The organism is Rathayibacter sp. AY1A2 (genome assembly GCF_002930935.1).
Taxonomy (GTDB): domain Bacteria; phylum Actinomycetota; class Actinomycetes; order Actinomycetales; family Microbacteriaceae; genus Rathayibacter.
Genome location: NZ_PSTP01000015.1, coordinates 57,575 through 80,379 on the forward strand (window position 1 = coordinate 57,575; position 22,805 = coordinate 80,379).

A 22,805-nucleotide genomic window follows, 5' to 3' on the forward strand; every position below is an offset into this window, starting at 1 on the left:
ATCCCTGATCCGCACCCGCCCGCCGTCTCCGAGAATCGACCCATGCCCCCTGCCGCCTCCCGCCCGCCTCTCCTGCGTGCTCTGCTCGTCGCCCTGCTCGGCGGTCTCGTCCTGGGCGGGCTCACCAGCCTGCTGCAGGGCTCCCTCCCGCCGTCGGTGAGCTCGTTCGCCAACTCCTCCGGGGGCTGGTCCATGCTCGTGTTCGCGCTCGTACGCCTCGGCGGCGCCCGACCGGCGGCGGCGACCGCTCTCGGCCTGCTGAGCTTCTGGGCGCTGCTCGAGGGCTACGACCTGGTGACCGCGGCGCGCGGCTTCGGCTACTCGCCTCCCTTCACGGACGTCTTCTGGCTGCTCGCCGTCCCCGCCGGGCCGATCCTGGGCGCCGCCGCCGCACTCACCCTCCACGGCTCGAGGACGTGGCGCGTCCTGGCTGTCGCGCCGCTCTCGGGCGTGCTGATCGGCGAGGGCGTCTGGGCGCTGGGCGCGGTCGCCGACACCACGAGTCCGGTGTACTGGTGGCTCCAGATCGTCCTGGGCGCGGGCTTCCTCGTCCTGGCCGTCGTGCGGAGGAGGCCGCGCGCACTCGTCTCGCTCGCGGCGCTCGGCGTCACCGCGGCGGCCGCCGTCGCCTTCTCCGTCGTCTACTCCGCGCTGTGAACCGTTCGAGAGGGTCGTCGCGGACCCTCCGCGCACTCGCGGGTTCCGCCCTCCTCCTGGCCCTCGCCGGGTGCACCACCACGGCGGACACCCCGGTCGCGCCGCCGTCGTCCGCCTCCGTGCCGTCGTCGGCGTCCTCCGCCACCCCTCCTCCGATCGACGTCTCCGCCGAGCTGGCCGCGCTCGAGAACGAGTTCGACGCCCGGATCGGCGTCAGTGCCGTCGACACCGGCTCGGGTCGCCGGGTCGATCACCGGGCCGACGAGCGCTTCGGCTTCGCCTCGAGCCTCAAAGTCCTCGCCGCGGCGGAGTTCCTGCGCACCGTCCCCGCCGCCGAGCGGGAGGGGTGGTCACCTGGACCGTCGCCGACGTCGAGGCGGCGGGCTACTCCCCCGTCACGGAGGAGAGCACCGCCACCGGCCTGCCGCTGTCGCAGCTCGCCGAGGCGGCCGTCCGCCGGAGCGACAGCACAGCGCTGAATCTCGTCCTCCGGCGCGTCGGCGGACCCTCCGCCCTCGACCGTGGACTCGAGGCTCTCGGCGACACCACCACCGAGGTGGTGAACGAGGAGCCCGCGCTGAACACGATCGAGCCCGGCAGCACCGAGGACACCACCACCCCGGCCGCGTTCACGGCGGACCTCGCCGCGGTCGCCACAGGTGACGTGCTGTCCGCGGAGGACCGGGCGCTCCTGCTCGACTGGATGAGCGGCAACGCGACCGGCGACACTCTCGTCCGGGCGGGCCCTCCGGCCGGCTGGAGCGTCGCGGACAAGTCCGGGGGCGCCGGCGGGATCCGCAACGACGTCGCCGTGGTGACGCCTCCCGGGCGGGACGCGGTCGTGCTGTCGATCCTCTCGACGCGCAACGACCCCGAGGCGGACTACGACGACGCGCTGGTCGCCCGCGCCGCGGCCGTCGTGCTGGGAGCCCTGCGGTAGCGTCCGCCCGGCGTCAGCAGTGCCGGTTCACGTAGCCCGCTGCGCCACGGGGGACGACGTCGCGGTCGCGGAGGGTGACCGAGATGCTCCGGCCCTGCCCGGCGCAGGCCTCGGCGTAGGCGGACCGGCCGTTGTCGGTGTACTCGATCTCGTAGACCTGGCGCCCGTAGACGTCCGTGTAGGCCGCGCACTCGTCGTAGACCTGGCACTCCTCGACGACGGCGAAGTCGAAGCCGACCGTCCTCTTCCCGGCAGCGGCGAGATCGGCTCCGTTCTTCTGGCCGATCGCCAGGCCGGAGCGGTGAGCGCGCGCCGTCAGGAGGGTGGCGAACGCCAGCGCCTGCGACTTCGTCAGCCTCCCGCCCGAGCGGGTGTAGCTGTCCAGATTATCGGCCTCGACGGCGTCGAAGCCGTCCTCGGCGCAGCCGTCGATCCAGGCGCCGACGATCGCGAGCAGAGCGGTCCGCTTCGCGGCGGTCGAGACGTCGAAGAGGTACTCGTCCGGCCAGCCCGGATCGGCGAGGGGCTTCCCGTCCGCTCGCCTCACCAGGAGCTCGGGGTGCCGCTTCGCGAAGGCGGCGCTCTCGCCGGGCTGGGTCTGGAAGGCGTTCACGTAGCAGATGCTGTAGCGGCCGGCGGCGGGCGCGTCCGTGCGGTCGCGGTCGACGATGGTGACGCTCGACGCCGGAGCGTAGGCGCCTACCAGCTGGTAGTCGAGGACGCCGTTCGCGGGAGGGAGCAGCGGTGCCGCCGAGGCCGCGGCGGGCTGGACCAGCAGCAGCCCCGCGACGACCAGGGCGAGGAGGCCGAGACGCGGCCGACGCGGTCTCATCCGGGAGCTCCCGGCGTGCGCCCTGCGGCTCGCACGCCCGTGGCCGCCGGCAGCGCGCCGAGTGCGAGCTCGCCGATGACCGCGATGCGGTCCGCCGGTGCTCCGTCGCGGGCCTGCGTCGACATCCCGCTGAGCACGGCGACGACGAAGGCGGCGACGGATCCGGCGTCCGTCTCCGGCGGCACGTCGCCCTCCTCGATCCCGCGCTCGACTCGTGCGGCGACGAGCGCCTCCATCTCGCGGCGACGGGCCTCGAGCCGCGGCTCGCTCAGCACGAAGCAGCCGGCAGGAGTGCCGGGCGCGGAGTACCCTTCCGCACTGACTCGGACGACGGCGGCGACGGCCTCGCGCGCCGTCGGCCGGTGCGAGCACAGCATCGGCTTGCTCATCCCCGACCGTGCCGCGAAGCGGTCGACCCGCGCTCCCGCCAGCCCGTGCGCCGCGAACTCCTCCGTCGCCGCCTCCAGGATCCGCTGCCGTGTCCGCTCCGCTCCCACGCCCTCACCGTACCCGCCGCCCCGCGCCCCTCCGCGCCTCGCGGTGCGGTGCCCTCCCCGCCCTCCGAGCCGACCGGCCGACCCGCACACCAGCACATCGCCTCAGACGACGCACCCGGCTCCCTGGAACCCACCACCCCGACAAGCCGACCGCGGTGACGCCTGGCGGTGACCGGCGTGCCCCGGCACCGCTGAACGGCCGATCCGCGTCCCAGCGGATCGCCCCAGGCGGACGCACCCCGCTCCACGAAACGCACCACGTCGCCAAGCCGACCGCGCCACGCCGGGCAGGGACCGGCGTGGAATCGAGCACCGCCGACCGCGCCGAGCCAGGCAGAGACCGGCGTGCCACCGGCACCGCCGAACGGCCGATCCGCGTGCCAGCGGATCGCCCTAGGCGGACGCACCCCGCTCTACGAAACGCACCACCCCGAGAGGCCGACCGCGCCAAGCCGGGCGAGGACCGGCGTGGAATCGAGCACAGCCGAACGGCCGATCCGCGTGCCAGCGGGTCGCCCTAGGCGGACGCACCCCGCTCCACGAACCGCACCACCCCGAGAAGCCGACCGCGCCACGCCGGGCGAGGACCGGCGTGCAATCGAGCACCGCCGAACGGCCGATCCGCGTCCCAGCGGATCGCCCTAGGCGGACGCACCCCGCTCCCTGGAACGCACCACCTCGACAAGCCGACCGCGGTGACGCCGGGCAGGGACCGGCGGCACAGCTGAGCCGGGCGCCGCCCGGCTCAGCGCATCAGCACAGCCTCTCGAACCAGGCGAGGGCGCTCTGGTCGGTGAGGTTGGCGACCTGGTCGACGACGACGCGGCGGCGGGCGTCGTCGTCGGGGGCGGCGTGCCAGTCCTCGGCGAAGCCGGGCTCGAGGGTTCCCGGGCCGCGGTCGAGGAGGGTGTCGGCGAGGCGGGTGAGGACTTCGCGCTGCTGGGCGTAGATGGGCTGGCGGGTGTTCCGCGACATCACGAACGTCGCGACGATCCCCTTGAGCACGGCGATCTCGGCCTGCTGCTCGCGGGGGACGACGACGTGGCCGCCGAAGCGGACGAGGTCGGGGTGCTGGTACGCCTCGCGGGTGGCCTCGGTGGCGGCGGCGGCGAAGCGGCCGATGAGCTGGCTGGTGAGGTTCTTGAGCCGGGCCTGGTCGCGGCGGGAGCCGTCCCAGGAGGAGACCCACACGTCGAGCGAGTCGAGACGGTCGAAGGCGGCGACGAGCTCGTCGTGTCCGACCTCCCCGCCGACCCAGGAGTGCATCGACTGCACGAGGTCCTCGTGGTCGGCGCGGGAGCCGAGTGCTTCGACGTCGATGTAGCCGGAGACCACCGCGTCCTCGAAGTCGTGCACGGAGTACGCGATGTCGTCCGAGAGGTCCATCACCTCGGCCTCGATGCAGCGCACCCCCTCGGGGGCGCCCTCGCGCATCCAGGCGAACGCGGGGGCGTCGTCGGCGTAGAACCCGAACTTGGCGCGCCCCGACGGGTCCGCGACCGAGCGCGTGTCGGGCCAGGGGTACTTGCAGCTCGCGTCGATGCTGGCGCGGGTGAGGTTCAGCCCGTAGGGGCGGGCGTCGTCGCCGAACACCTTCGGCTCGAGCCGTGTGAGCAGCCGGAAGGTCTGCGCGTTGCCTTCGAAGCCGCCGATCCCCTCGGCCCAGGTGTTGAGCGCGCGCTCGCCGTTGTGCCCGAACGGCGGATGCCCGATGTCGTGCGCGAGGCAGGCCGTGTCGACGACGTCGGGGTCGAGGTCGAGGCTCGTGGCGAGCTCCCGGCCGATCTGCGCCACCTCGAGCGAGTGGGTCAGGCGGTTGCGCGCGAAGTCGACGCCCGCCGTGGGGCTGAGCACCTGGGTCTTCGCGGCCAGGCGGCGGAGCGCGCTGGAGTGGAAGAGCCGGGCGCGGTCGCGGGCGAAGTCGGAGCGGCGAGTCGAGTGGTCCTCCGGCAGGAATCGCTCGGTGTCGACGAGCGAGTACCCCCAGAGCGCGCGGTCATCCACCGCTGTTGTGGATCTCGGCGGCCGAGACCGCGTCGCGCTGCCCGGCGTCGAGCTCGCGGGACTCGAGCCAGCGGTCCGGGAGGGAGGGGACCTTGGGCGAGCCGGCGCGGCCCCGCTGCCCCTCGGCCGCCTCGCCCGGGTAGGGCTGCGTCCAGTCGAGCGTCGCCAGGAGCTCGTCGAGCTGCGCGAGCGACTCGACGGTGGCCAGGCGAGCGCGGAGGTCGCCGCCGACGGCGTAGCCCTTGAAGTACCAGGCGACGTGCTTGCGGATGTCGCGGCAGCCGCGCTCCTCGCTCTCGAAGAAGTCGACGAGCAGCTCCGCGTGGCGGCGGAACGCCTCGGCGACCTGTCCGAGCGAAGGGCGGAACCGCTCGTCGGAGCCGGCGAACGCGGCGGCGAGGTCGCCGAAGAGCCAGGGGCGCCCGAGGCAGCCGCGACCGACGACGACTCCGTCGCAGCCCGTCTCGGCCATCATCCGCAGCGCGTCCTCGGCCGACCAGATGTCGCCGTTGCCCAGCACGGGCACGCTCGTGACCGTCTCCTTGAGCGTGGCGATCGCCGACCAGTCGGCGTGCCCGCTGTAGAACTCGGAGGCGGTGCGCGCGTGCAGCGCGATCGACGCGACCCCGGCGCCCTCGGCGGCACGGGCGGCCTCGAGGTAGGTGAGGTGGTCCGGGTCGATGCCCTTGCGCATCTTGACGGTGAGCGGGACGTCGCCGGCGGCCTTCACGGCGCCCTCGACGATCTGCCGGAACAGCGGGAGCTTCCACGGCAGGGCCGCTCCCCCGCCCTTCCGGGTGACCTTGGGCACGGGGCAGCCGAAGTTGAGGTCGATGTGGTCGGCCCGGTCCTCGGCGACGAGCATGGTGACCGCCTCGGCGACGGTGACCGGGTCCACTCCGTAGAGCTGGATCGAGCGCACCGACTCGCTGGGGTGGTGGCGGATGAGGCGCATCGATTCCGGCGTGCGCTCGACGAGCGCGCGGGAGGTGATCATCTCGCTCACGTAGAGGCCGTTGCCGAACTCGCGGCAGAGGCGGCGGAACGCCGTGTTGGTGATGCCCGCCATGGGGGCGAGCACCACCGGCGCGTCGAGTTCGAGGGGGCCGATCCGGAGCGCCGGCGCGGTGCGCGCGGGCGGGGCGGCCGTGAGAGTGGAGGACATCGGTATCGATTCTCCCAGATCCTGTGTTGGGGAAGGCGGAGTGACGAGCGGAGAGGTGGAGAGATGAACGGGAGCACACCTGTGGAGGACGGTTCGCAGCGGCTGGAGGCGGACGCGTCCGCCCGCGGCCTTGCGGTCGAGATCGTGGAGAGGCCCGCTGCCGGCAGCCTGCACGAGGCGGCCGCGCTGCTCGGCATCGAGCCCGGCGACATCGTGAAGTCGCTCGTGGTGAAGCGCCACGACGGCGGCTACCTGTTCCCCCTCGTCCCCGGCGGGCGGCAGATCGCGTGGCCGAAGCTGCGCGCGGTGGTCGGAGTGAACAAGCTCCGCCTCCCGGACGAGACGGCCGCCCTCGAGGCGACCGGCTACCGGCGCGGCACCATTACCCCGATCGGCTCCACGACGGCCTGGCCGGTCTACGCCGACGAGCGGATCCTCGGCCGCCGCGTCGCGATGGGAGCCGGCGCCGACGGGCGCAGCGCCTTCGTCGACGCGGACGCCCTCGTGGCCGCCTACGGCGCGACCGTGGCCGACATCACCGTGGAGGAGCCTCCGCGCTGATCGGCGGCACCTCGGCCTGCGCTTCCGCGGCCTGCGGCACGGCGCAGACGCCGTCCTCGCACAGCGGCACGCCGGAGTCGCCCAGCATCTCGAACGGCCCGCTCACGCGACGGCCGCCCGCTGCTCCAGCACGTGCTCGAGGACCTCGGTGAACGCCGCCGGCTCCTGGGCGCCGGAGACGCCGAAGCGCCCGTCGAGGACGAAGAACGGCACCCCCGAGATCCCGTACTCGCGGGCCTGGGCGATGTCGGACTGCACCCGCCCGAGGTAGCGCCGGTCCTCGAGAGCGCGGCGCGTCTCCGCCGGGTCGAGCCCGACCTCGCCGGCGAGCGAGGCGAGCACCTCCGGATCGGCCAGGTCGCGGCCCTCGACGAAGTACGCGCTCAGGAGACGCTCGACGAGCTCGAGCTGCAGTCCGTTCTCCTTGGCGTGGTGGAGCGCCTGGTGGGCGGTGACCGTCTTGACGTGGCGCACCGACTCGAAGTGGTAGTCGAGGCCGACGCTCGCCGCGATCGCCGTGACGGAGTCGAGCATCTGCTGCGCCTGCACCTCCGGGATGCCCTTGTGCTCGGCGAGGAACGCCGCCTCTCCCCCGCGGTAGTCCTCCGGCGTGTCCGGCGAGAGCTCGAAGCTGCGGTACTCCACGACGACCTCCGGAGCCTCGGGGTGCGCGGCGCGGAAGGCCTCGAGCCCGCGCTCGAACCGGCGCTTCCCGATGTAGCACCAGGGGCAGGCGATGTCGGACCAGACGTCGACGGAGAGGGGGCTCGGCTCAGCACTCACTCCCAGGACAACGGAGGGGGCGCCCCGCTATTCCCGCAGCACGCGGACGAGCTCGTCCACGTCGGACTCGTCGTTCCAGAGGTGGAAGGCGATGCGGAGCCGGCCGCCGCGGCCCGAGACGCGCAGACCCGCAGCCTGCAGCAGCTCCAGGTCCGCTCCCCCCTCGTCCGGCCAGGACACGAGCGCCCGGTGCTGAGGCTCCCGGTCAAGCCGCTCGCACAGCAGGTCGCCGAGGCCGGAGGCGTGCGCCCAGACCGCGTCGAGGTCGAGCGAGCGGAACAGAGCGAGCGACGCCTCGGCGCCGGCGAACGCCTGCCAGGCCGGCGAGACGTCGAAGCGGCGGGCGTTCTCGGCCAGGTGCATGGCCGGTCCGTAGCAGGACGACCACACGTCCTCCCCCGAGTACCAGCCCGCCTGCACGGGGACGAGCTCGGCCGCGTAGGCGGGCGAGACGGTGAGGAACGCCACTCCGCGCGGCGAGCACAGCCACTTGTAGGCGTGGGTGAGGGTCGCGTCGAAGCGGGAGGCGTCGACCGGCAGGACGCCGACCGCCTGCGTGAGGTCGCACGCGGTCCGCACTCCGTGGCGCGCGGCCGCCTCGAGGACGGCGTCGAGATCGGCGAGCGCTCCGCTGCTGGACTGCACGGCGGAGAAGACGACGAGGTCGTCCCCGTCCTCGACGGAGTCGGCCAGCGCCTCGAGCGCGACGGAGCGCACGGTCACTCCGCGGTGCGCCTGGGCGAGGAAGGGGAACACGATGGAGGAGAAGTCGCCGTCCACGCAGAGCACGCGGGCCCCGTCGGGCAGCGAGGCGGCGAGCACGGCGGCCATGGCGGAGGTCTGCGAGCCGATCGCGACACGGTCGACCGGGACGCCGGCGATCGCGGCGAACGAGGCACGCGCGCGCTCGGCGACAACGCCGTAGGCGGCGGCCGTGCTCTCCCCGGACGACCAGCCGTCGAGGTCCGCCCGCAGCGCCTTGACGGTCTCCCGCGGCGGCAGGCCGAGGGTGCAGGCGTTGTGGTAGCCGCGGGCACCGGCGAAGCGCGCGCGCAGGTCGGCGGAGTTCGGCAGTGCGGTGCTCACCTCTCGAGGATGACGCTCCGGAGCCGGATCGCCAAGACCGGGGAGCGACCGGGCGCGTCGGCGCCGGGCCCGGTCAGCGGGCGGCGAGGGCGTGCGCCTGCTCGAGCACGGCGACGACCTCGCGGGCCTCGCGGACGTCGACCGGCGAGGGAGCGCCGTCCTGGAGGGACCGCGCGACCTGCTCGAGGAACGCGGCGTATCGTCCCCGCTCACTCGGCACGGGGTGTGCGCCGGAGTCGTCGACGAGGACGCCCCATCCCTCCGGCGCGACCTCGCCGAAGCCGTCGTCGTCCGGTCGGGCGCCGCCGGTGCGGAGCGCGGTCTCCTGCGGATCGAGACCGTCGACGCTGAAGGCGGCGCGGGTGCCGAGCACGCGGAAGCGGGGGCCGGTCGCCCGGGCGACGCGGCTCATGGTGAGGTGGGAGCGGACGCCGCTGTGATGCAGGAGCGAGACGAACGCGTCGTCTTCGCTCGCGGAGCCCTCATGGACGGTCCGGGTCTCGGCCGCCGTGACGACCGCCGGGCCGAACAGCAGCAGCGCCTGGTCGACCAGGTGGCTGCCGAGATCGAAGAGGATCCCGCCACCCTCGGCCGGACCCGTCTCGCTCTGCCACCGGCCCGTCTTCGGCGCGCTCCAGCGCTCGAAGGTCGACTCGAAGCGGAGGACCTCGCCGAGGACCCCTTCGCCCAGGAGGCGGCGGAGGGTGAGCAGATCGGCGTCCCAGCGCCGGTTCTGGAAGACGAAGACGGGCGCACCGCTCCGCTCGGAGGCGGCGATGATCGCGTCCGCGTCGGCCGTGCTCGGTGCGAAGGGCTTGTCGATCACGACCGCGACTCCGGCCTCGAGCACCCGGACGGCCTGCTCCCGGTGCACCGACGGCGGCGAGGCGAGCACGACCAGCTCCGGCCGCTCGGCGAGCACCGCGTCGAGGTCGGGCACGATCCGGGCCTCGGGATGCGCGGCGGAGGCCGCGGCCCTCCGACCGGCGTCGCGGGTGGAGACGGCGACGACCTCGAAAGCGGGATCCGCCGCGAGGAACGGACCGTGGAAGACGCTGCCCGCGAGCCCGAAGCCGACGATTCCGACCCGGATCACGAGGAGGCCCCCGGCACGTCGACCGCGCCGCCGAAGCGGCGGGAGCGGCCGGAGTAGTGATCGATCGCGTCCCAGAGGTCGGTCCGCGTGAAGTCCGGCCAGAGCCGGTCGAGGAACACCATCTCGGCGTAGGCGCTCTGCCAGAGCAGGAAGTTGCTGGTGCGCTGCTCGCCGGAGGAGCGCACGAAGAGGTCGACGTCCGGCATCTCCGGCACGTACAGCGCCTTGGCGATCGTCTTCTCGGAGATGCCGGAGGGCTTGAGCCGCCCCGCCTGGACCTCGGCGGCGAGCCGCTGCACCGCGTCGGCGATCTCGGTGCGCCCGCCGTAGTTGACGCACATGGTGAGCGTCAGCACGTCGTTGTCCGCGGTCATCCGCTCGGCGAACTGCAGCTCGTTGATCACCGACGCCCACAGGCGCGGCTTCCGGCCGGCCCAGCGGATGCGCACGCCCCACTCGTTGAGCTGATCGCGGCGGCGGTGCAGCACATCGCGGTTGAAGCCCATCAGGAAGCGCACCTCCTCGGGCGAGCGCTTCCAGTTCTCGGTCGAGAACGCGTAGACGCTGAGGTGCTTCACGCCGATCTGGATCGCTCCGGCCACGACGTCCAACAGCGCCGTCTCGCCGCGCTTGTGCCCCTCGATCCTCGTCAGGCCGCGGGAGTTCGCCCAGCGGCCGTTCCCGTCCATCACGATGGCGACGTGCCCTGGAACGGCCTTCCGCGGGATCGCAGGCGGGTGGATCCCGGTCCAGTCGAGGGGGCGGTACGGCTCGGCGTCCTTGTGGGTGAAGGGCTTCATCGGGTGACGTGCTCCAGGGATCTCAGACCGCGTTCGAGGTGGAACTGCGTGTAGGCGGCGACCACTCCGCTCGCCCGCGACCGCGTGGTCGGCTCGGTGGTCTCGGCGTGGGCCCAGTCTCCCGTGAGCAGCGCACCCAGCAGGACCACGACCTCCGGAGCGACCCGCGGTGCTCCGGGCGGCGTGCAGTCGGCGCAGACGACGCCTCCGAGCTGCACCACGACCGCGCCGTGGGGCCCGGGGGCGCCGCAGCGCGCGCAGTCCTCGAAGCTGGGCGCCCAGCCCGCGATCGAGAGCGCCCGCAGGAGGTAGGAGTCGAGCGTCAGCACCGGCTCGTGCTCGTGCTTCGAGAGCGATCGCAGGGCCCCGACGAGCAGCAGGTACTGCTGCAGGGAGGCGTCCGCGTCGGTGAGGCGGTCCGCCGTCTCGACCATCGCGCTCGCGGCCGTGTAGCTGTCGTAGTCGGCGGCGATCAGCGCACCGTAGGCCCCGAGCGACTCGGCCTGCGTGACGATGTCGAGGCTCCGGCCCTCGTAGAGCTGGAGGTCGGCGACCATGAACGGCTCGAGCCGCGAGCCGAACTTGGAGCCGGTCTTGCGCACGCCCTTCGCTACCGCGCGGATCTTGCCGTGGCTGCGCGAGAGCAGCGTCACGATGCGGTCGGCCTCGCCCAGCTTGTGCGTGCGGAGCACCACGGCTTCGTCGCGATAGGTGGGCATCCACCGATTATCCCCCCGACCCCCGACACCCGGCTGGCAGCCCGGCCGGAGCAGGGCCCGCGCCGTGGAACGATGTCCGGGTGGCAGCCTCCCTCTTCGAGATCCCGGCCTGGGCCGACCTGCTCGCGATCGCCATCGGCTGCCTCCAGGGCGCGATGTTCGCGGGCGAGTTCCGCGACCGCCGGATCGACCTGCTCGGCGTCACGATCATCGGCACGGCCACCGGCCTCGGCGGCGGCGTGCTCCGCGATCTGCTGCTCCAGACGCCTCTGGTGGCCCTGCACACCGACGCGTACCTGATCGTCGCGGTGACCGCCTCCCTGCTCGGGATGCTGCTCCAGCACCTGCTGAACCGGGTCGACGGGACGATCACCGCCCTCGACGCGCTGACCCTCGGGCTCTTCGGCGCGATCGGCACCACGAAGGCCCTGTCGCTCGGCGTGCCGGAGGTGCCGGCCGTGTTCGTCGGCACCGTCTCGGCCGTCGGCGGATCCGTCGTCCGAGACATCCTGCTGAACCGGCCGATCGCGCTGATGCACGTCGGCTCGCTCTATGCGGTCGCCGCCTCGGTGGGCACCGGCGTCCTGGTCCTCACGCTGCGCTTCGGAGTGACGATCGACTTCGCCGCGCCGCTCGCGGTGGGCGTGACCACGGTCATCCGCCTGCTCGCGGTCCGCTACGGCTGGAGCCTGCCCGAGCAGCGCGCGCTCAGCGGGGTGCCGCGCCTGCGCTGGCGCCGCCGGACCTAGCGGCGGCCGACCCGGACGCAGGGAGCGGAGTCCCGCGCGGTCCGCGCACGGGGATGCCGTGGGAGCCGCGACGCATCACGGCTCCCCCGGCGGGGATCGGGCCCGATCAGGCGGAGGCGCCGGCCAGCTCGCGGACCGGGACCTCCTCGCGCAGGGCGCGGTTGACGGCCGAGACGATGGCCTTGAGGGAGGCGGTCGAGATGTCGGCGTCCACGCCCACGCCCCACAGGGTGCGGCCGTTCACCGTGCACTCGACGTACGAGGCGGCCAGCGCGTCGCCGCCGGCGCTGAGCGCGTGCTCGACGTAGTCGAGGACCCGGACCTCGACGCCCTGCTGCTCCAGCACGGCCTCGAAAGCGTTGATCGGGCCGTTGCCCCGCGAGCTGGCCGAGACGCGCTCGTCGCCCACCCGGAGGACCGCGTCCAGCGCGATGCTGCCGCCCAGATCGCTCGACGTGTTCGTGCGCAGCAGCTCGAAGCGGCCCCACTTCTCGTCGGCGCGCTCGGCGGGCGCCGGCAGGTACTCGTCCTGGAACACCGTCCAGATCTGCTCGCTCGTGACCTCGCCGCCCTCGGCGTCGGTCTTGGCCTGCACGACGCCCGAGAACTCGATCTGCAGTCGGCGCGGCAGGTCGAGCGCGTGGTCCGTCTTCAGCAGGTACGCGACTCCGCCCTTGCCGGACTGCGAGTTGACGCGGATGACCGCCTCGTAGGAGCGGCCCAGGTCCTTCGGGTCCACCGGCAGGTAGGGCACGGCCCAGGTGAGCTCGTCGACGCTGCGGCCGGTCCGCTCGGCCTCGGCGTGCATCGCCTCGAAGCCCTTCTTGATGGCGTCCTGGTGCGAGCCGCTGAAGGCGGTGAAGACCAGGTCGCCCGCCCAGGGGCTGCGCTCGGGCACGGGCAGCTGGTTGCAGTACTCGGCGGTGCGCTTGATGCCGTCCATGTCGCTGAAGTCGATCTGCGGGTCGATCCCCTGGGTGAACAGGTTCACGCCCAGCGCGACCAGGTCGACGTTGCCGGTGCGCTCGCCGTTGCCGAAGAGGCAGCCCTCGATCCGGTCCGCGCCGGCCAGGTAGCCCAGCTCGGCGGCCGCCACGGCCGTGCCGCGGTCGTTGTGGGGGTGCAGCGACAGCACGATGTTCTCGCGCTGCGCGAGGTTGCGGCTCATCCACTCGATCGAGTCGGCGTAGACGTTCGGGGTGGCCATCTCGACGGTGGCGGGCAGGTTCAGGATGACCTTGCGCTCGGGAGTCGGCTCGAAGACCTCGACGACGCGATCGCAGATCTCGCGGGCGAAGTCGAGCTCGGTGCCGGTGTAGCTCTCGGGCGAGTACTCGTAGTAGACGGCCGTGCCGGGGACGGTCGACTCCATCTCGCGGCACTTGCGGGCGCCGGCCAGCGCGATGTCGATGATGCCCTGACGGTCCTTGCGGAACACGACCTCGCGCTGCAGCACGCTCGTGGAGTTGTAGAGGTGCACGATCGCCTGGCGCGCGCCGCGGATCGACTCGTAGGTGCGCTCGATCAGGTGGTCGCGGGCCTGGGTCAGCACCTGGATGGTGACGTCCTCGGGGATCGCGCCCTCCTCGATGAGGCTGCGCACGAAGTCGAAGTCGGTCTGGCTCGCGCTCGGGAACCCGACCTCGATCTCCTTGTAGCCCATCCGGACCAGCAGATCGAACATGATGCGCTTGCGCTCGGGGCTCATCGGGTCGATGAGCGCCTGGTTGCCGTCGCGGAGGTCCACGGCGCACCAGCGGGGCGCGGCGGTGATGCGCTTCGACGGCCAGGTGCGGTCGGGCAGGTCCACGGCGATCAGCTCGTGGAAGGGGCGGTACTTGCCGATCGGCATGGGCGACGGCTTCTGGTTGTTCAGCATGAGGTGCTCTCCCGGCGCAGTGGTGCGCACGTGTCTGTTCTCGCTCGTGACCGATCCCGCTCGCGTGCGGCTCCGCTGGTGGGCGGTGCCGGTCGGGCGGTCTCGCGGGGATCCGGATGCGGATCGACCTCGCGGGCGAGGGATGGTTCAGCCGACGACGGACTCCGCGACGAGGATGGCCTGAGGATCAGATCTCGTCGCGGCGGAGAAGGAGGAGCTGTCCGAAGCGCACCCGGTCAGGGTAGCACCGCCCCCGCGGCGCGTCACCCCGGCGTCCCGCGCTAGGAGACCAGGCCGTTCTCGTAGGCGTAGACCACCAGCTGCACGCGGTCGCGCAGGCCGAGCTTGCCGAGGGTGCGGCTGATGTGCGTCTTCACCGTCGCCTCGCTCAGGAACTCGGCGCGCGCGATCTCGGTGTTGCTCATCCCCCGCGCGGCCAGGTGGAAGATCTCGCGCTCGCGGTCGGTGAGGGTCGCGAAGGCGGGCGGGGTCTCCCGTCCGCTGCCCGCCGCTCCGAAGTGCTCGAAGAGCTCGCGGGTCGCGGAGGCGGCGACCACGGCGGTCCCCGCGTGCACGGTGCGGACGGAGGCGAGGAGGAAGCCGGGCTCCGTGTCCTTCAGGAGGAAGCCGCTCGCGCCCGCCCGGATGGCGCGCGCGGCCGCCTCGTCGAGGTCGAAGGTGGTCAGCACGAGAATGCGCGGAGGCTCGACCCGCCGCTCCTGCGCGTCCGCGAGGATCCGCCGGGTCGACTCGATCCCGTCGACGCCCGGCATCCGGATGTCCATCAGCACGACGTCGGGGGCCAGCCGCGCGACCAGCTCCGCGCCCTCCGCCCCGTCCGAGGCCTCCCCGACCACCTCGAGGTCGGGCTGCGAGCCGAGCAGCATGCGGATGCCGGCGCGGAAGAGGGCCTGGTCGTCGACGAGGACGAGGCGGATGGTGTCGGTCATGCGGGGCTGCCTCCGGAGGCGAGGGGTGGGGCGGTGCGGGCGAGGGACGGGGAGGAGGGCAGGCGCGCGTCGACGACGAAGTCGTCCCCGACCGGGCCGGCGGCGAGCACTCCCCCGACGAGCGCGGCGCGCTCGCGCATGCCGACCAGGCCGTGGCCCTCGCCCGGCAGGGAGTCGCGCTCGACGTCGGCGCACCGGGCGTTGCGCACGGTCAGGGCGAGCTCGCCGCCGTCCTGGCGCAGGGCGATGTCGAGCGGCGAGCCCGGGCGGCCGTGGCGGAGAGCGTTCGTGGTCGCCTCCTGGGCGATGCGGTACAGGGCCAGACCGACGGCGCGCGGCACCGCCTCCAGGTCGACGGCGAGCTCGGCGCGGACGGGGGCTCCCGCTCCGCCCACGCTGTCGAGGAGGGCCGGCAGGTCGCGGGCGCCGGGCTGCGGGCCGTCGCTCTGCGAGTGCCGCAGCTGGGCGAGGAGCACGCGCACGTCGCCGAGGGCGTCCCGGGCGACGGAGGAGATGGTCAGCAGCGCGGCGTCGGTCTGCTCGGGGCTGGTGGCGCCGAGGTAGCGCGCGCCGTCGGCCTGCGCGATCACGACGGCGAGGGAGTGGGCGACGACGTCGTGCATGTCGCGGGCGATCCGGTTGCGCTCCTCCACGGTGTCGAGCTCGCGCTGCGCCCGCGCGCGCTCCTGCTCGGCCTGCGCGCGCAGGGTCTGGCCCTCCCGCGCCCGGCGGACCGAGCGGGAGAGCAGTCCGATGGTCCAGGAGAGGCCGAGCGTCGCGAGGATCCCGCCGAAGGTGGCGCCGGCCGACAGCAGGCCGTCGTAGGCGCTCGCGACGAGGTCGAAGACGAGGACGAGGTAGACGACGGCGACCACGGCGCCGAGGACGGCCGACACCGCGCCCGCGATCCGCACCCGCCGCGACTCCGACGCGCCGGCGCCGAAGAGGACGGCCAGGATGGCCAGATCCGCGGGTCCGGGAGCGAGGCTCGCGCTCATCTGGAGGGCGGCACCGGCCCAGGCGATCGAGAGGGCGAGGACCGGGGACCGCCGGTGCAGCACCAGCGCGACCGCGAGCACGCCCGCGACCAGCAGCTGCATCGCGCCGTCCACCCCGGCGAACGGGAGGCCGGCGACGAGGAGGAGCACCAGCGCCTGACCACCGGCGACCCCCACCGCGAAGGGGTCCTGCGGACCGGCGACCCGGGTCAGCAGCGCGTCGATCCGATCGCCCGCGAGGACCGGCGCCCGCAGCGCGTTGAGGTACACGAGGACCTTCGCCGCACCGAGCACGGAGGCGACCGCGAGGGCGACCAGGGCGAGGACCACGAACTCCACGCGCGCCGGGAGCCCGGACGGATCGAGCGGGCCGGAGAGGCCGAGCGCGACGGTGACGCCGCCGATCCCGGCGAGGATCAGGCCGCCCGCGAGCGCCAGGGCACGGGTCCAGGGGCCCACCCGGCGGGTCGTCTGCCAGAGGACGACCAGGCCGACGAGCACCCCGTCGACGGGGACACCGCCGAGCAGGACGCCTCCGTCGGCGAGCGCGCCGACCGCGACGAGCGAGGGGGCGAGCGCGGGCAGGAATCCCGCGACGGCGAGGGCCAGCGCGAGCACGAGGCCGCCGGCGATCCGCTCGGTCGGAGTGACCCCGGTGAGCCCGAGCAGCAGGTGGAGGGCGGCGAGCAGCGCCCCGGCGATCGGCAGGGCCGCCGGTCGGTCGAGGAGGGCGCGCATGAGGACCACGCTACGGGTCCGCGCGCCCGGGGGCGTCGTCCTGGAGGGTGACCGCGGTCGTCCTCCGGCGTCAGAAGCCCAGGCGCCCCAGCAGCTTCGGGTCGCGCTGCCACTCCTTGGCGACCTTCACCCGGATGGAGAGGAACACGCGGCGGCCCAGCAGGCGCTCGATCTGCTCGCGGGAGACGGCTCCCACCTCGCGCAGGCGCTGGCCGCCCTTGCCGATGATGATGCCCTTCTGGCTGTCGCGCTCCACGAAGACGTTGGCGTAGATGTCGATCAGCGAGCCGTCCTCGCGCTCGACCATGTCGTCGAGCGTCACGGCGAGGGAGTGCGGCAGCTCGTCCGAGACGCCCTCGAGGGCGGCCTCGCGGATGAACTCGGCGATCCGCGAGGACAGGTCCTCGTCGGTCACCGCCTCCTCCGGGTAGAGGGCGGGCGAGACCGGCATCAGGCGCAGGAGCTCGACGGCCAGGACGTCCAGCTGCTCCTCGGTCACGGCCGAGATCGGCACGATCGTGTCCCACTCGCGCAGCTCCGAGACGGCGAGCAGCTGCTTCGCCACGGACTTCTTCGAGGAGAGGTCGACCTTCGAGACGATCGCGACCTTCCGGGCGCGCGGGAAGGAGTCGAGCTGCTCGTTGATGAAGCGGTCTCCGGGGCCGATCGGCTCGTCCGCCGGGAACAGCATCCCGATGACGTCGACGTCGCCGAGGGTCGAGGTGACGAGCGAGTTCAGCCGCTCGCCGAGAAGCGTGCGCGGCCGGTGGATGCCGGGGGTGTCGACGACGATCAGCTGGCCGTCGGTGCGGTGCACCACTCCGCGGATAGCGCGCCGCGTGGTCTGGGGCTTCGAGCTCGTGATGGCGATCTTCTCGCCGACGAGGGCGTTCGTGAGCGTCGACTTGCCCACGTTCGGGCGGCCGACGAAGGACACGAAGCCCGCCCGGTAGGGAGCGGCGGCGGGAGTGGTGTCGGTCATCGTGCGTCCTCGTGCTGATCGCCCGTGGCTCCGCGGGTGGGAGCCGTGCTCGGGCTGGGGGTGGTGGTGCCGCCGTCCGCGATGATCGCGACGGGGCCGGTGCCGGGCTCGCCGGCGGTGTCCAGATCGGGATCGCGGCGGACGATCACCGTGGAGATGGTCCCACGGCGCGGGTCCGCCTGCTCGGCCTCGAGCAGCACTCCGCCGATCCGCGCCGTCGCGCCGCGCTCGGGGAGGCGCCCGTAGGCCTTGGTCAGCAGTCCGCCGACCGAGTCGACGTCGTCGTCCTCGAGGTCGAGCTCGAACAGCTCGCCGAGCTCGTCCACCGGCAGGCGCGCCGAGACGCGGTAGACCCCGGGCGCCGTCTCCTCGAAGAGGTCGACCTCGCGGTCGTACTCGTCGGAGATGTCGCCGACGAGCTCCTCGATCAGGTCCTCCAGCGTCACCAGGCCCGCGATGCCGCCGTACTCGTCGACCACCATCGCGAGGTGGTTGGACTCGAGCTGCATCTGGCGGAGCAGCTCGTCGGCCTTCTTCGACTCGGGCACGAACAGCGCGGGGCGCGCGAGATCGGCGACCGTGTCGTCGTCGTCCGGCCGCTCGTAGGTGTGCCGGGCCACGTCGCGCAGGTAGAGCACGCCGAGGACGTCGTCGACGCCGTCGCCGATGACGGGGAGCCGGGAGATGCCGCGGCTCAGCAGGAGCCCCATGCCGGCGCCGACGGAGGAGGTCGCCTCGATCGTCACCATGTCGGTGCGGGGCACCATCACCTCGCGCACGAAGGTGTCGTTGAACTCGAAGATCGAGTGGATCAGCTCGCGGTCGTCCTGCTCGAGCACGTCCTGCTCCGTCGCCTCGTCGACCATGCTGAGCAGCTGCTCCTCGGAGGAGAACCCCGCCGAGCGCCCGGTCCCCGGCGTCACCCGGTTGCCGAGAGCCACGAGCCCGTGCGCGACCGGGCCCAGCGCGAGCCGGAGCACGTGCACGAGCGAGGCGCTGGTGGACAGGACCGCACGCGCGTTCGCGCGCCCGACGCTGCGGGGGCTGGAGCCGACCAGGACGAACGAGACCGCCGCCATGATCAGGACCGCCAGCAGGAGCGCGAGCCAGAGCTGCGGGACCTCGACGACCAGCACCGTGGTGACGAACACCGCGGCCGTCGTCTCGGCCGCGATCCGCGAGAAGTTGACGACGTTGACGTGGGCGCTCATGTCGCCCGCGATCGCGCGGAGAGCGCGGGCGCTGCGGGAGTGCTGGGCCATGTCGAGCAGGTCGCTGCGCGAGAGGACGCCGAGTGCGGCGTCGGTCGCGGCGAACCAGCCGCCGACGGCGACGAGCGCGAGGGCGGCGATGAGGAGCTGGAGAGTGGGCACGGCGCGCTCTAGCGGCGTCGCTCGCTGATGTGGAAGCCGACCAGGATGTCGCGCTGGATGCCGAACATCTCGCGCTCCTCCTCCGGCTCGGCGTGATCGAAGCCGAGCAGGTGCAGGAGCCCGTGGGCGGTCAGCAGCTGCAGCTCGTCGAGCACGGAGTGGCCGGCCGACTCGGCCTGGGACTGCGCGACCTGCGGGCAGAGCACGATGTCGCCGAGGAGCCCCGCGGGGGTCTGCTCGTCCTCGGTCCCGGGCCGCAGCTCGTCCATCGGGAAGCTGAGCACGTCGGTCGGCCCCGGCTCGTCCATCCACTGCACGTGCAGCTGCTCCATCGCGCCCTCGTCGACCAGCACGATCGCGAGCTCGGCGTCGGGGTGCACGTGGAGCGAGTCGAGCGCGTAGCCGGCGAGGCGCAGCAGGGCGGCCTCGTCGACGGGGACGCTCGACTCGTTGTTGATCTCGATGCTCACGGGGGCGGGTCTTCCTTCGGTTCGGGAGGGGCGGGCGGGCTCAGCCGCGCGGAGGCTGGCGGTCGCCGGGCGGGCGGGCGGCCTGGCCGCGGCGCTCGGCGCGGTTCGCGAACTCCCGGGCCTGCTCGCGCTCGAAGTGCTGCGCCTGCTTCTGCTGGTCGTACTCGGTGTACGCGTCCACGATGCGGCCGACCAGGCTGTGGCGCACCACGTCCTCGCTGGTCAGGCGCGAGAAGTGGATGTCGTCGATGCCGTCGAGCACGCGCGTCACGAGGCGGAGTCCGCTCGCGCCGGTCGGCAGGTCGACCTGGGTGATGTCGCCGGTGACGACCATCTTGGAGCCGAAGCCGAGGCGGGTGAGGAACATCTTCATCTGCTCGGGCGTCGTGTTCTGCGCCTCGTCGAGCACGACGAACGAGTTGTTGAGCGTGCGCCCGCGCATGTAGGCGAGCGGTGCGACCTCGATCGTGCCGGCCGCGAGCAGCTTCGGGACGATCTCTGGGTCCATCATCTCGTTCAGCGCGTCGTAGAGCGGGCGCAGGTACGGGTCGATCTTGTCGGTGAGCGAGCCTGGCAGGTAGCCCAGCCGCTCCCCCGCCTCGACCGCCGGGCGGGTCAGGATGATCCGCTCGACCTCCTTGCGCTGCAGCGACTGCACGGCCTTCGCCATCGCCAGGTAGGTCTTGCCGGTTCCGGCCGGGCCGATGCCGAAGACGATGGTGTTCTGATCGACCGCGTCGACGTACTCGCGCTGCCCGAGCGTCTTGGGCCTCACGCTCCGTCCGCGTGCCGTGAGGATGGCCTGGCCGAACGCCTCGGCCGGGCTCACCGGCCCGCCGTTCTGCAGGATGCGGGCGGACTCGCGCACGCCCTCCGGGTCGAGATCGTGCCCGCTCGCGGTCATGCGCACCAGTTCTTCCACCAGGCGCGTCGCCGCGGCGACGGGCTCGCGCTCGCCGTCGAGCGTCACCTCGTTGCCGCGCACGTGCACCCGGACATCGGGGAATCGTCCTTCGACCGCTCGGATGAGGCGGTCCTGGGGTCCGAGGAGGCGCACCATCGCGACTCCGTCGACGGCGACGACGCGCCGCGTCGTCTCGGACGCGTCCGCGCCGGGGGCGGGACGCTCGTCGGGGCTCGCGCCCGTGTTCTCAACCGGTGGCAAGGGAGCCTTCCGTCTGGTGGCCGCCCAGGACGTGGGCGTGCACGTGGAACACGGTCTGGCCCGCCTCTTCGCCGGAGTTGAAGACGAGGCGGAACTGACCGTTGCTGTGGGCGTCGGCGAGCGACTGGGCGACCTGCACCATCTCGGCGAGCAGGGCGGGATCGGCGGCGGCGAGGGCGGCGACCGTGGCGTGCTCCTGGGTCTTCGGGAAGACGAGGAGGTGGACGGGCGCCTTCGGCTCGATGTCGGTGATCGCGAGGATGCGCTCGTTCTCGAACACCACATCGGCCGGGATCTCGCCCTGGACGATTCGCGTGAAGACGGTGGGTTCGCTCATGCACCCATCTTAAACGGGGCCCGTGCGCGACGGGTGCCGCGTTCGCCCACGGCACCCTGCTCCGGCGCCCCGAGTCGGCTGTGGAGGAGCGTCACCAGCGGCCCAGGCGGGCCGAGAGGACGGCGATGGCGGCGGGACCTGCGGTCGAGGTGCGCAGGACGGAGTCGCCGAGCGCGACGGCCTCGGCGCCCGCCTCCGCGAGCAGCCGCAGCTCCTCCGGAGCGATGCCGCCCTCGGGCCCGACGACGAGCACCAGGTCGCGTCCGTCCGGGACCACCTGGGAGAGCCGCGCCTGCGCCGAGGGCTCGAGGACCAGCACGCGGGACGTCGCGGCGCGCGCGACGAGACCGCGCACCTGCTCGAGCGGCGCGATCTCGGGCACCCGGGGGCGCAGCGACTGCTTGCTCGCCTCGCGCACGATGGCGCGCCAGCGCTCGCGCCCCTTCTCCTCCTTCGGGCCGGACCACCGCGAGATCGACCGCGCGGCCTGCCACGGGACGACCTCGTCCACCCCGAGCTCGGTCGCCGCCTGCACGGCGAGCTCGTCGCGGTCGCCCTTCGCGAGGGCCTGCACGAGGACCAGGCGCGGGGACGGCACCGGGGACTCCTGCACCGACTCCACGACGAGCACCACTCGCGCCGGCTCCGCGCTCTCGACGACCGCGGTCGCGACGAGTCCGCGCCCATCCCCGACCCGGACGCTCTCGCCCGCGCGGATCCGGCTGACGGTCGCGGCGTGCCGTGCCTCCGCGCCGGTGAGCGCGAGCCGGCCCCCGACGATGAAGCCCTCGGAGTCCAGCGACTCGTCGATGTAGTGGTGCGCCACGGGCTCAGCCCAGGAAGCGGTCGCGGAGCTTGGAGAACAGGCCCTGCTGGAAGTGGGTCAGCGCGGGCTTCTGCGGCTTGTAGTGCTTCGCCAGCTCCTGGACCAGCTCCCGCTCGCGGTGGCCCAGCTTCGTCGGGGTGACGACCTGGATGCCGATGCGGAGGTCGCCGCGTCCGCTGCCGCGCAGGCGCGTGACTCCGCGTCCCTTGATCGTGACGATCTCGGTGCTCTGCGTGCCCGGCTTGATCTCGATCTCGATGTCCCCGTCGAGCGCCTTGAGCGACGCCGTGGAGCCGAGGATCGCGTCCGTCATCTGCACCTCGAGGGTGCAGAGAAGGTCGTCGCCGTTGCGGCTGAAGACGTCGTGGTGCTTGACCTTGATCTCGAGGTACAGGTCGCCGTTGGGGCCGCCGGCCGGGCCGACCTCGCCGCTGCCGGGCATCTGCAGGCGCAGGCCCGTGTCGACTCCCGCGGGGACGTCGACGGGGATGGTGCGGCGGGCGCGGACGCGTCCCTGGCCCTGGCAGGTGGAGCAGGGGGTCGCGATGACGGTGCCGTAGCCGCGGCAGGTGCCGCAGGGGCTGGCCGTCATCACATTGCCCAGGAGCGAGCGGACCGTGCGCTGGATCTGGCCGGAGCCGTGGCAGATGTCGCAGGTCACCGGCGAGGTGCCGGGCTGGCAGCACGAGCCCTGGCACGTCTCGCAGAGCACCGCCGTGTCGACCTCGAGGTCGCGGTGGGTGCCGAAGATGACCTCGTCGAGCGAGACCTCCACGCGCAGCAGGGCGTCCTGGCCGCGCTCGCGGCGGGAGCGCGGCCCGCGAGACGAGCCCTGCGCGCCCTGCCCGAAGAAGGTCTCGAAGATGTCGCCGAACCCGCCGAAGCCCTGGCCGCCGCCGCCGAAGCCCTCCTGGGGCCCGCGGTCGTACTGCGCCCGCTGCTGGGCGTCGCTCAGGACGTCGTAGGCGTGCGTGACGAGCTTGAAGCGCTCGGAGGCGTCCGCGCTCGGGTTGACGTCGGGGTGCAGCTCGCGGGCGAGTCGGCGGTACGCCTTCTTGATCTCGTCGGCGGAGGCGTCGCGGTCGACGCCCAGCACTTCGTAGTGATCGGCCACAGGTGGCTTCGTCCTTCGTTCGTGGGTCGGTGGGCCGGGCACGGCGCACCGACCCACGAACGAAGGACGAAGCCACCTGTGGCC

The 22,805-nt window shown here is 73.1% G+C and carries 23 protein-coding genes; 4 read left to right on the top strand and 19 right to left on the bottom strand.

The window, feature by feature from the left end:
• Nucleotides 1-42 precede the first annotated feature (42 nt).
• Both C5B93_RS12625 and C5B93_RS17510 read left to right on the top strand, forming a co-directional pair.
• The gene (locus tag C5B93_RS12625; RefSeq protein ID WP_181068397.1) at nucleotides 43-657 is read left to right on the top strand and encodes a DUF6518 family protein; all 615 of its coding nucleotides are present in this window, start codon (nucleotides 43-45) and stop codon (nucleotides 655-657) included.
• A gap of 346 nt (nucleotides 658-1,003) precedes the next feature.
• Entirely contained in the window at nucleotides 1,004-1,597 is a 594-nt protein-coding gene (locus tag C5B93_RS17510; RefSeq protein ID WP_219812596.1) for a serine hydrolase, read from the top strand.
• Nucleotides 1,598-1,610: 13 nt separating this feature from the next.
• On the opposite strand, the gene C5B93_RS12635 is transcribed toward C5B93_RS17510, so the two are convergent.
• The 4 genes from C5B93_RS12635 to dusB all read right to left on the bottom strand — a co-directional run bounded on the left by C5B93_RS12635 (nucleotide 1,611) and on the right by dusB (nucleotide 6,095).
• Nucleotides 1,611-2,429: an endo alpha-1,4 polygalactosaminidase gene (locus C5B93_RS12635; protein WP_104292602.1), complete on the bottom strand. Its 819-nt coding sequence runs from the start codon at nucleotides 2,427-2,429 to the stop codon at nucleotides 1,611-1,613.
• Nucleotides 2,426-2,926 (bottom strand): TetR family transcriptional regulator, encoded by a 501-nt coding sequence (locus C5B93_RS17690; RefSeq protein WP_104292603.1) that lies wholly within the window; start codon nucleotides 2,924-2,926, stop codon nucleotides 2,426-2,428. The genes C5B93_RS12635 and C5B93_RS17690 overlap by 4 nt, the downstream gene beginning before the upstream one ends.
• A 753-nt stretch (nucleotides 2,927-3,679) precedes the next feature.
• Nucleotides 3,680-4,930 (bottom strand): deoxyguanosinetriphosphate triphosphohydrolase, encoded by a 1,251-nt coding sequence (locus C5B93_RS12645; protein WP_104223438.1) that lies wholly within the window; start codon nucleotides 4,928-4,930, stop codon nucleotides 3,680-3,682.
• Nucleotides 4,923-6,095, bottom strand: coding sequence for a tRNA dihydrouridine synthase DusB (dusB, locus tag C5B93_RS12650; protein ID WP_104223437.1), 1,173 nt, complete (start codon nucleotides 6,093-6,095; stop codon nucleotides 4,923-4,925). Before dusB ends, C5B93_RS12645 begins: the two co-directional genes overlap by 8 nt.
• Before the next feature lie 63 nt (nucleotides 6,096-6,158).
• Between dusB and C5B93_RS12655 the strand changes: the two genes are divergently transcribed.
• Nucleotides 6,159-6,656, top strand: coding sequence for an aminoacyl-tRNA deacylase (locus C5B93_RS12655; protein ID WP_104292604.1), 498 nt, complete (start codon nucleotides 6,159-6,161; stop codon nucleotides 6,654-6,656).
• 102 nt (nucleotides 6,657-6,758) lie between these two features.
• On the opposite strand, the gene C5B93_RS12660 is transcribed toward C5B93_RS12655, so the two are convergent.
• The 5 genes from C5B93_RS12660 to recO all read right to left on the bottom strand — a co-directional run bounded on the left by C5B93_RS12660 (nucleotide 6,759) and on the right by recO (nucleotide 11,140).
• Nucleotides 6,759-7,439 (bottom strand): DsbA family protein, encoded by a 681-nt coding sequence (locus C5B93_RS12660; protein ID WP_104292605.1) that lies wholly within the window; start codon nucleotides 7,437-7,439, stop codon nucleotides 6,759-6,761.
• A 27-nt stretch (nucleotides 7,440-7,466) separates the two neighbouring features.
• Nucleotides 7,467-8,525, bottom strand: a complete 1,059-nt coding sequence (locus C5B93_RS12665; RefSeq protein WP_104292606.1) for an aminotransferase class V-fold PLP-dependent enzyme — start codon at nucleotides 8,523-8,525, stop codon at nucleotides 7,467-7,469.
• Nucleotides 8,526-8,598: 73 nt separating this feature from the next.
• The gene (locus C5B93_RS12670) at nucleotides 8,599-9,621 is read right to left on the bottom strand and encodes a Gfo/Idh/MocA family oxidoreductase (RefSeq protein ID WP_104292607.1); all 1,023 of its coding nucleotides are present in this window, start codon (nucleotides 9,619-9,621) and stop codon (nucleotides 8,599-8,601) included.
• Nucleotides 9,618-10,421, bottom strand: coding sequence for an isoprenyl transferase (locus C5B93_RS12675; RefSeq protein ID WP_104292608.1), 804 nt, complete (start codon nucleotides 10,419-10,421; stop codon nucleotides 9,618-9,620). The genes C5B93_RS12670 and C5B93_RS12675 overlap by 4 nt, the downstream gene beginning before the upstream one ends.
• Nucleotides 10,418-11,140: a DNA repair protein RecO gene (recO, locus tag C5B93_RS12680; RefSeq protein ID WP_104223431.1), complete on the bottom strand. Its 723-nt coding sequence runs from the start codon at nucleotides 11,138-11,140 to the stop codon at nucleotides 10,418-10,420. Before recO ends, C5B93_RS12675 begins: the two co-directional genes overlap by 4 nt.
• An 80-nt stretch (nucleotides 11,141-11,220) precedes the next feature.
• On the opposite strand from recO, the gene C5B93_RS12685 reads away from it, so the two are divergent.
• Nucleotides 11,221-11,889, top strand: a complete 669-nt coding sequence (locus tag C5B93_RS12685; protein ID WP_104273600.1) for a trimeric intracellular cation channel family protein — start codon at nucleotides 11,221-11,223, stop codon at nucleotides 11,887-11,889.
• 106 nt (nucleotides 11,890-11,995) lie between these two features.
• On the opposite strand, the gene leuA is transcribed toward C5B93_RS12685, so the two are convergent.
• From leuA to dnaJ, 10 genes are all read right to left on the bottom strand, one after another.
• Nucleotides 11,996-13,768, bottom strand: a complete 1,773-nt coding sequence (gene leuA / locus C5B93_RS12690) for a 2-isopropylmalate synthase (RefSeq protein ID WP_104234458.1) — start codon at nucleotides 13,766-13,768, stop codon at nucleotides 11,996-11,998.
• Nucleotides 13,769-14,049: 281 nt separating this feature from the next.
• Nucleotides 14,050-14,718, bottom strand: a complete 669-nt coding sequence (locus C5B93_RS12695) for a response regulator transcription factor (protein WP_104234459.1) — start codon at nucleotides 14,716-14,718, stop codon at nucleotides 14,050-14,052.
• Nucleotides 14,715-16,454 carry a sensor histidine kinase gene (locus tag C5B93_RS12700; protein WP_146078490.1) on the bottom strand — a complete coding sequence of 580 codons (1,740 nt, stop codon included), beginning with the start codon at nucleotides 16,452-16,454 and terminating at the stop codon, nucleotides 14,715-14,717. The genes C5B93_RS12695 and C5B93_RS12700 overlap by 4 nt, the downstream gene beginning before the upstream one ends.
• A 70-nt stretch (nucleotides 16,455-16,524) precedes the next feature.
• Nucleotides 16,525-17,436 carry a GTPase Era gene (era, locus tag C5B93_RS12705; RefSeq protein ID WP_104223426.1) on the bottom strand — a complete coding sequence of 304 codons (912 nt, stop codon included), beginning with the start codon at nucleotides 17,434-17,436 and terminating at the stop codon, nucleotides 16,525-16,527.
• Nucleotides 17,433-18,809, bottom strand: a complete 1,377-nt coding sequence (locus tag C5B93_RS12710) for a hemolysin family protein (RefSeq protein WP_104223425.1) — start codon at nucleotides 18,807-18,809, stop codon at nucleotides 17,433-17,435. The genes era and C5B93_RS12710 overlap by 4 nt, the downstream gene beginning before the upstream one ends.
• 8 nt (nucleotides 18,810-18,817) lie before the next feature.
• Nucleotides 18,818-19,279 carry an rRNA maturation RNase YbeY gene (ybeY, locus tag C5B93_RS12715; protein WP_104223424.1) on the bottom strand — a complete coding sequence of 154 codons (462 nt, stop codon included), beginning with the start codon at nucleotides 19,277-19,279 and terminating at the stop codon, nucleotides 18,818-18,820.
• Between the two features lie 40 nt (nucleotides 19,280-19,319).
• Nucleotides 19,320-20,339, bottom strand: a complete 1,020-nt coding sequence (locus C5B93_RS12720) for a PhoH family protein (RefSeq protein WP_104225204.1) — start codon at nucleotides 20,337-20,339, stop codon at nucleotides 19,320-19,322.
• Nucleotides 20,340-20,430: 91 nt separating this feature from the next.
• Nucleotides 20,431-20,781 carry an HIT domain-containing protein gene (locus tag C5B93_RS12725; RefSeq protein WP_104225201.1) on the bottom strand — a complete coding sequence of 117 codons (351 nt, stop codon included), beginning with the start codon at nucleotides 20,779-20,781 and terminating at the stop codon, nucleotides 20,431-20,433.
• 91 nt (nucleotides 20,782-20,872) lie between these two features.
• Nucleotides 20,873-21,607 (bottom strand): 16S rRNA (uracil(1498)-N(3))-methyltransferase, encoded by a 735-nt coding sequence (locus tag C5B93_RS12730; RefSeq protein ID WP_104292610.1) that lies wholly within the window; start codon nucleotides 21,605-21,607, stop codon nucleotides 20,873-20,875.
• 4 nt (nucleotides 21,608-21,611) lie between these two features.
• On the bottom strand, nucleotides 21,612-22,721 hold the full coding sequence (gene dnaJ / locus C5B93_RS12735; protein WP_104225203.1) for a molecular chaperone DnaJ: 1,110 nt from the start codon (nucleotides 22,719-22,721) through the stop codon (nucleotides 21,612-21,614).
• Nucleotides 22,722-22,805: the final 84 nt, after the last annotated feature.

What these genes read in the sequence shown, in the direction of transcription:
- C5B93_RS12720 (WP_104225204.1), bottom strand. Translation starts at nt 20,339, where the DNA reads ATGGTGCGCCTCCTCGGACCCCAGGACCGCCTCATCCGAGCGGTCGAA.
- C5B93_RS12635 (WP_104292602.1), bottom strand. Translation starts at nt 2,429, where the DNA reads ATGAGACCGCGTCGGCCGCGTCTCGGCCTCCTCGCCCTGGTCGTCGCG.
- C5B93_RS12675 (WP_104292608.1), bottom strand. Translation starts at nt 10,421, where the DNA reads ATGAAGCCCTTCACCCACAAGGACGCCGAGCCGTACCGCCCCCTCGAC.
- recO (WP_104223431.1), bottom strand. Translation starts at nt 11,140, where the DNA reads ATGCCCACCTATCGCGACGAAGCCGTGGTGCTCCGCACGCACAAGCTG.
- era (WP_104223426.1), bottom strand. Translation starts at nt 17,436, where the DNA reads ATGACCGACACCACTCCCGCCGCCGCTCCCTACCGGGCGGGCTTCGTG.
- C5B93_RS12700 (WP_146078490.1), bottom strand. Translation starts at nt 16,454, where the DNA reads ATGCGCGCCCTCCTCGACCGACCGGCGGCCCTGCCGATCGCCGGGGCG.
- C5B93_RS12625 (WP_181068397.1), top strand. Translation starts at nt 43, where the DNA reads ATGCCCCCTGCCGCCTCCCGCCCGCCTCTCCTGCGTGCTCTGCTCGTC.
- C5B93_RS12695 (WP_104234459.1), bottom strand. Translation starts at nt 14,718, where the DNA reads ATGACCGACACCATCCGCCTCGTCCTCGTCGACGACCAGGCCCTCTTC.
- leuA (WP_104234458.1), bottom strand. Translation starts at nt 13,768, where the DNA reads ATGCTGAACAACCAGAAGCCGTCGCCCATGCCGATCGGCAAGTACCGC.
- dusB (WP_104223437.1), bottom strand. Translation starts at nt 6,095, where the DNA reads ATGTCCTCCACTCTCACGGCCGCCCCGCCCGCGCGCACCGCGCCGGCG.
- C5B93_RS12725 (WP_104225201.1), bottom strand. Translation starts at nt 20,781, where the DNA reads ATGAGCGAACCCACCGTCTTCACGCGAATCGTCCAGGGCGAGATCCCG.
- C5B93_RS12655 (WP_104292604.1), top strand. Translation starts at nt 6,159, where the DNA reads ATGAACGGGAGCACACCTGTGGAGGACGGTTCGCAGCGGCTGGAGGCG.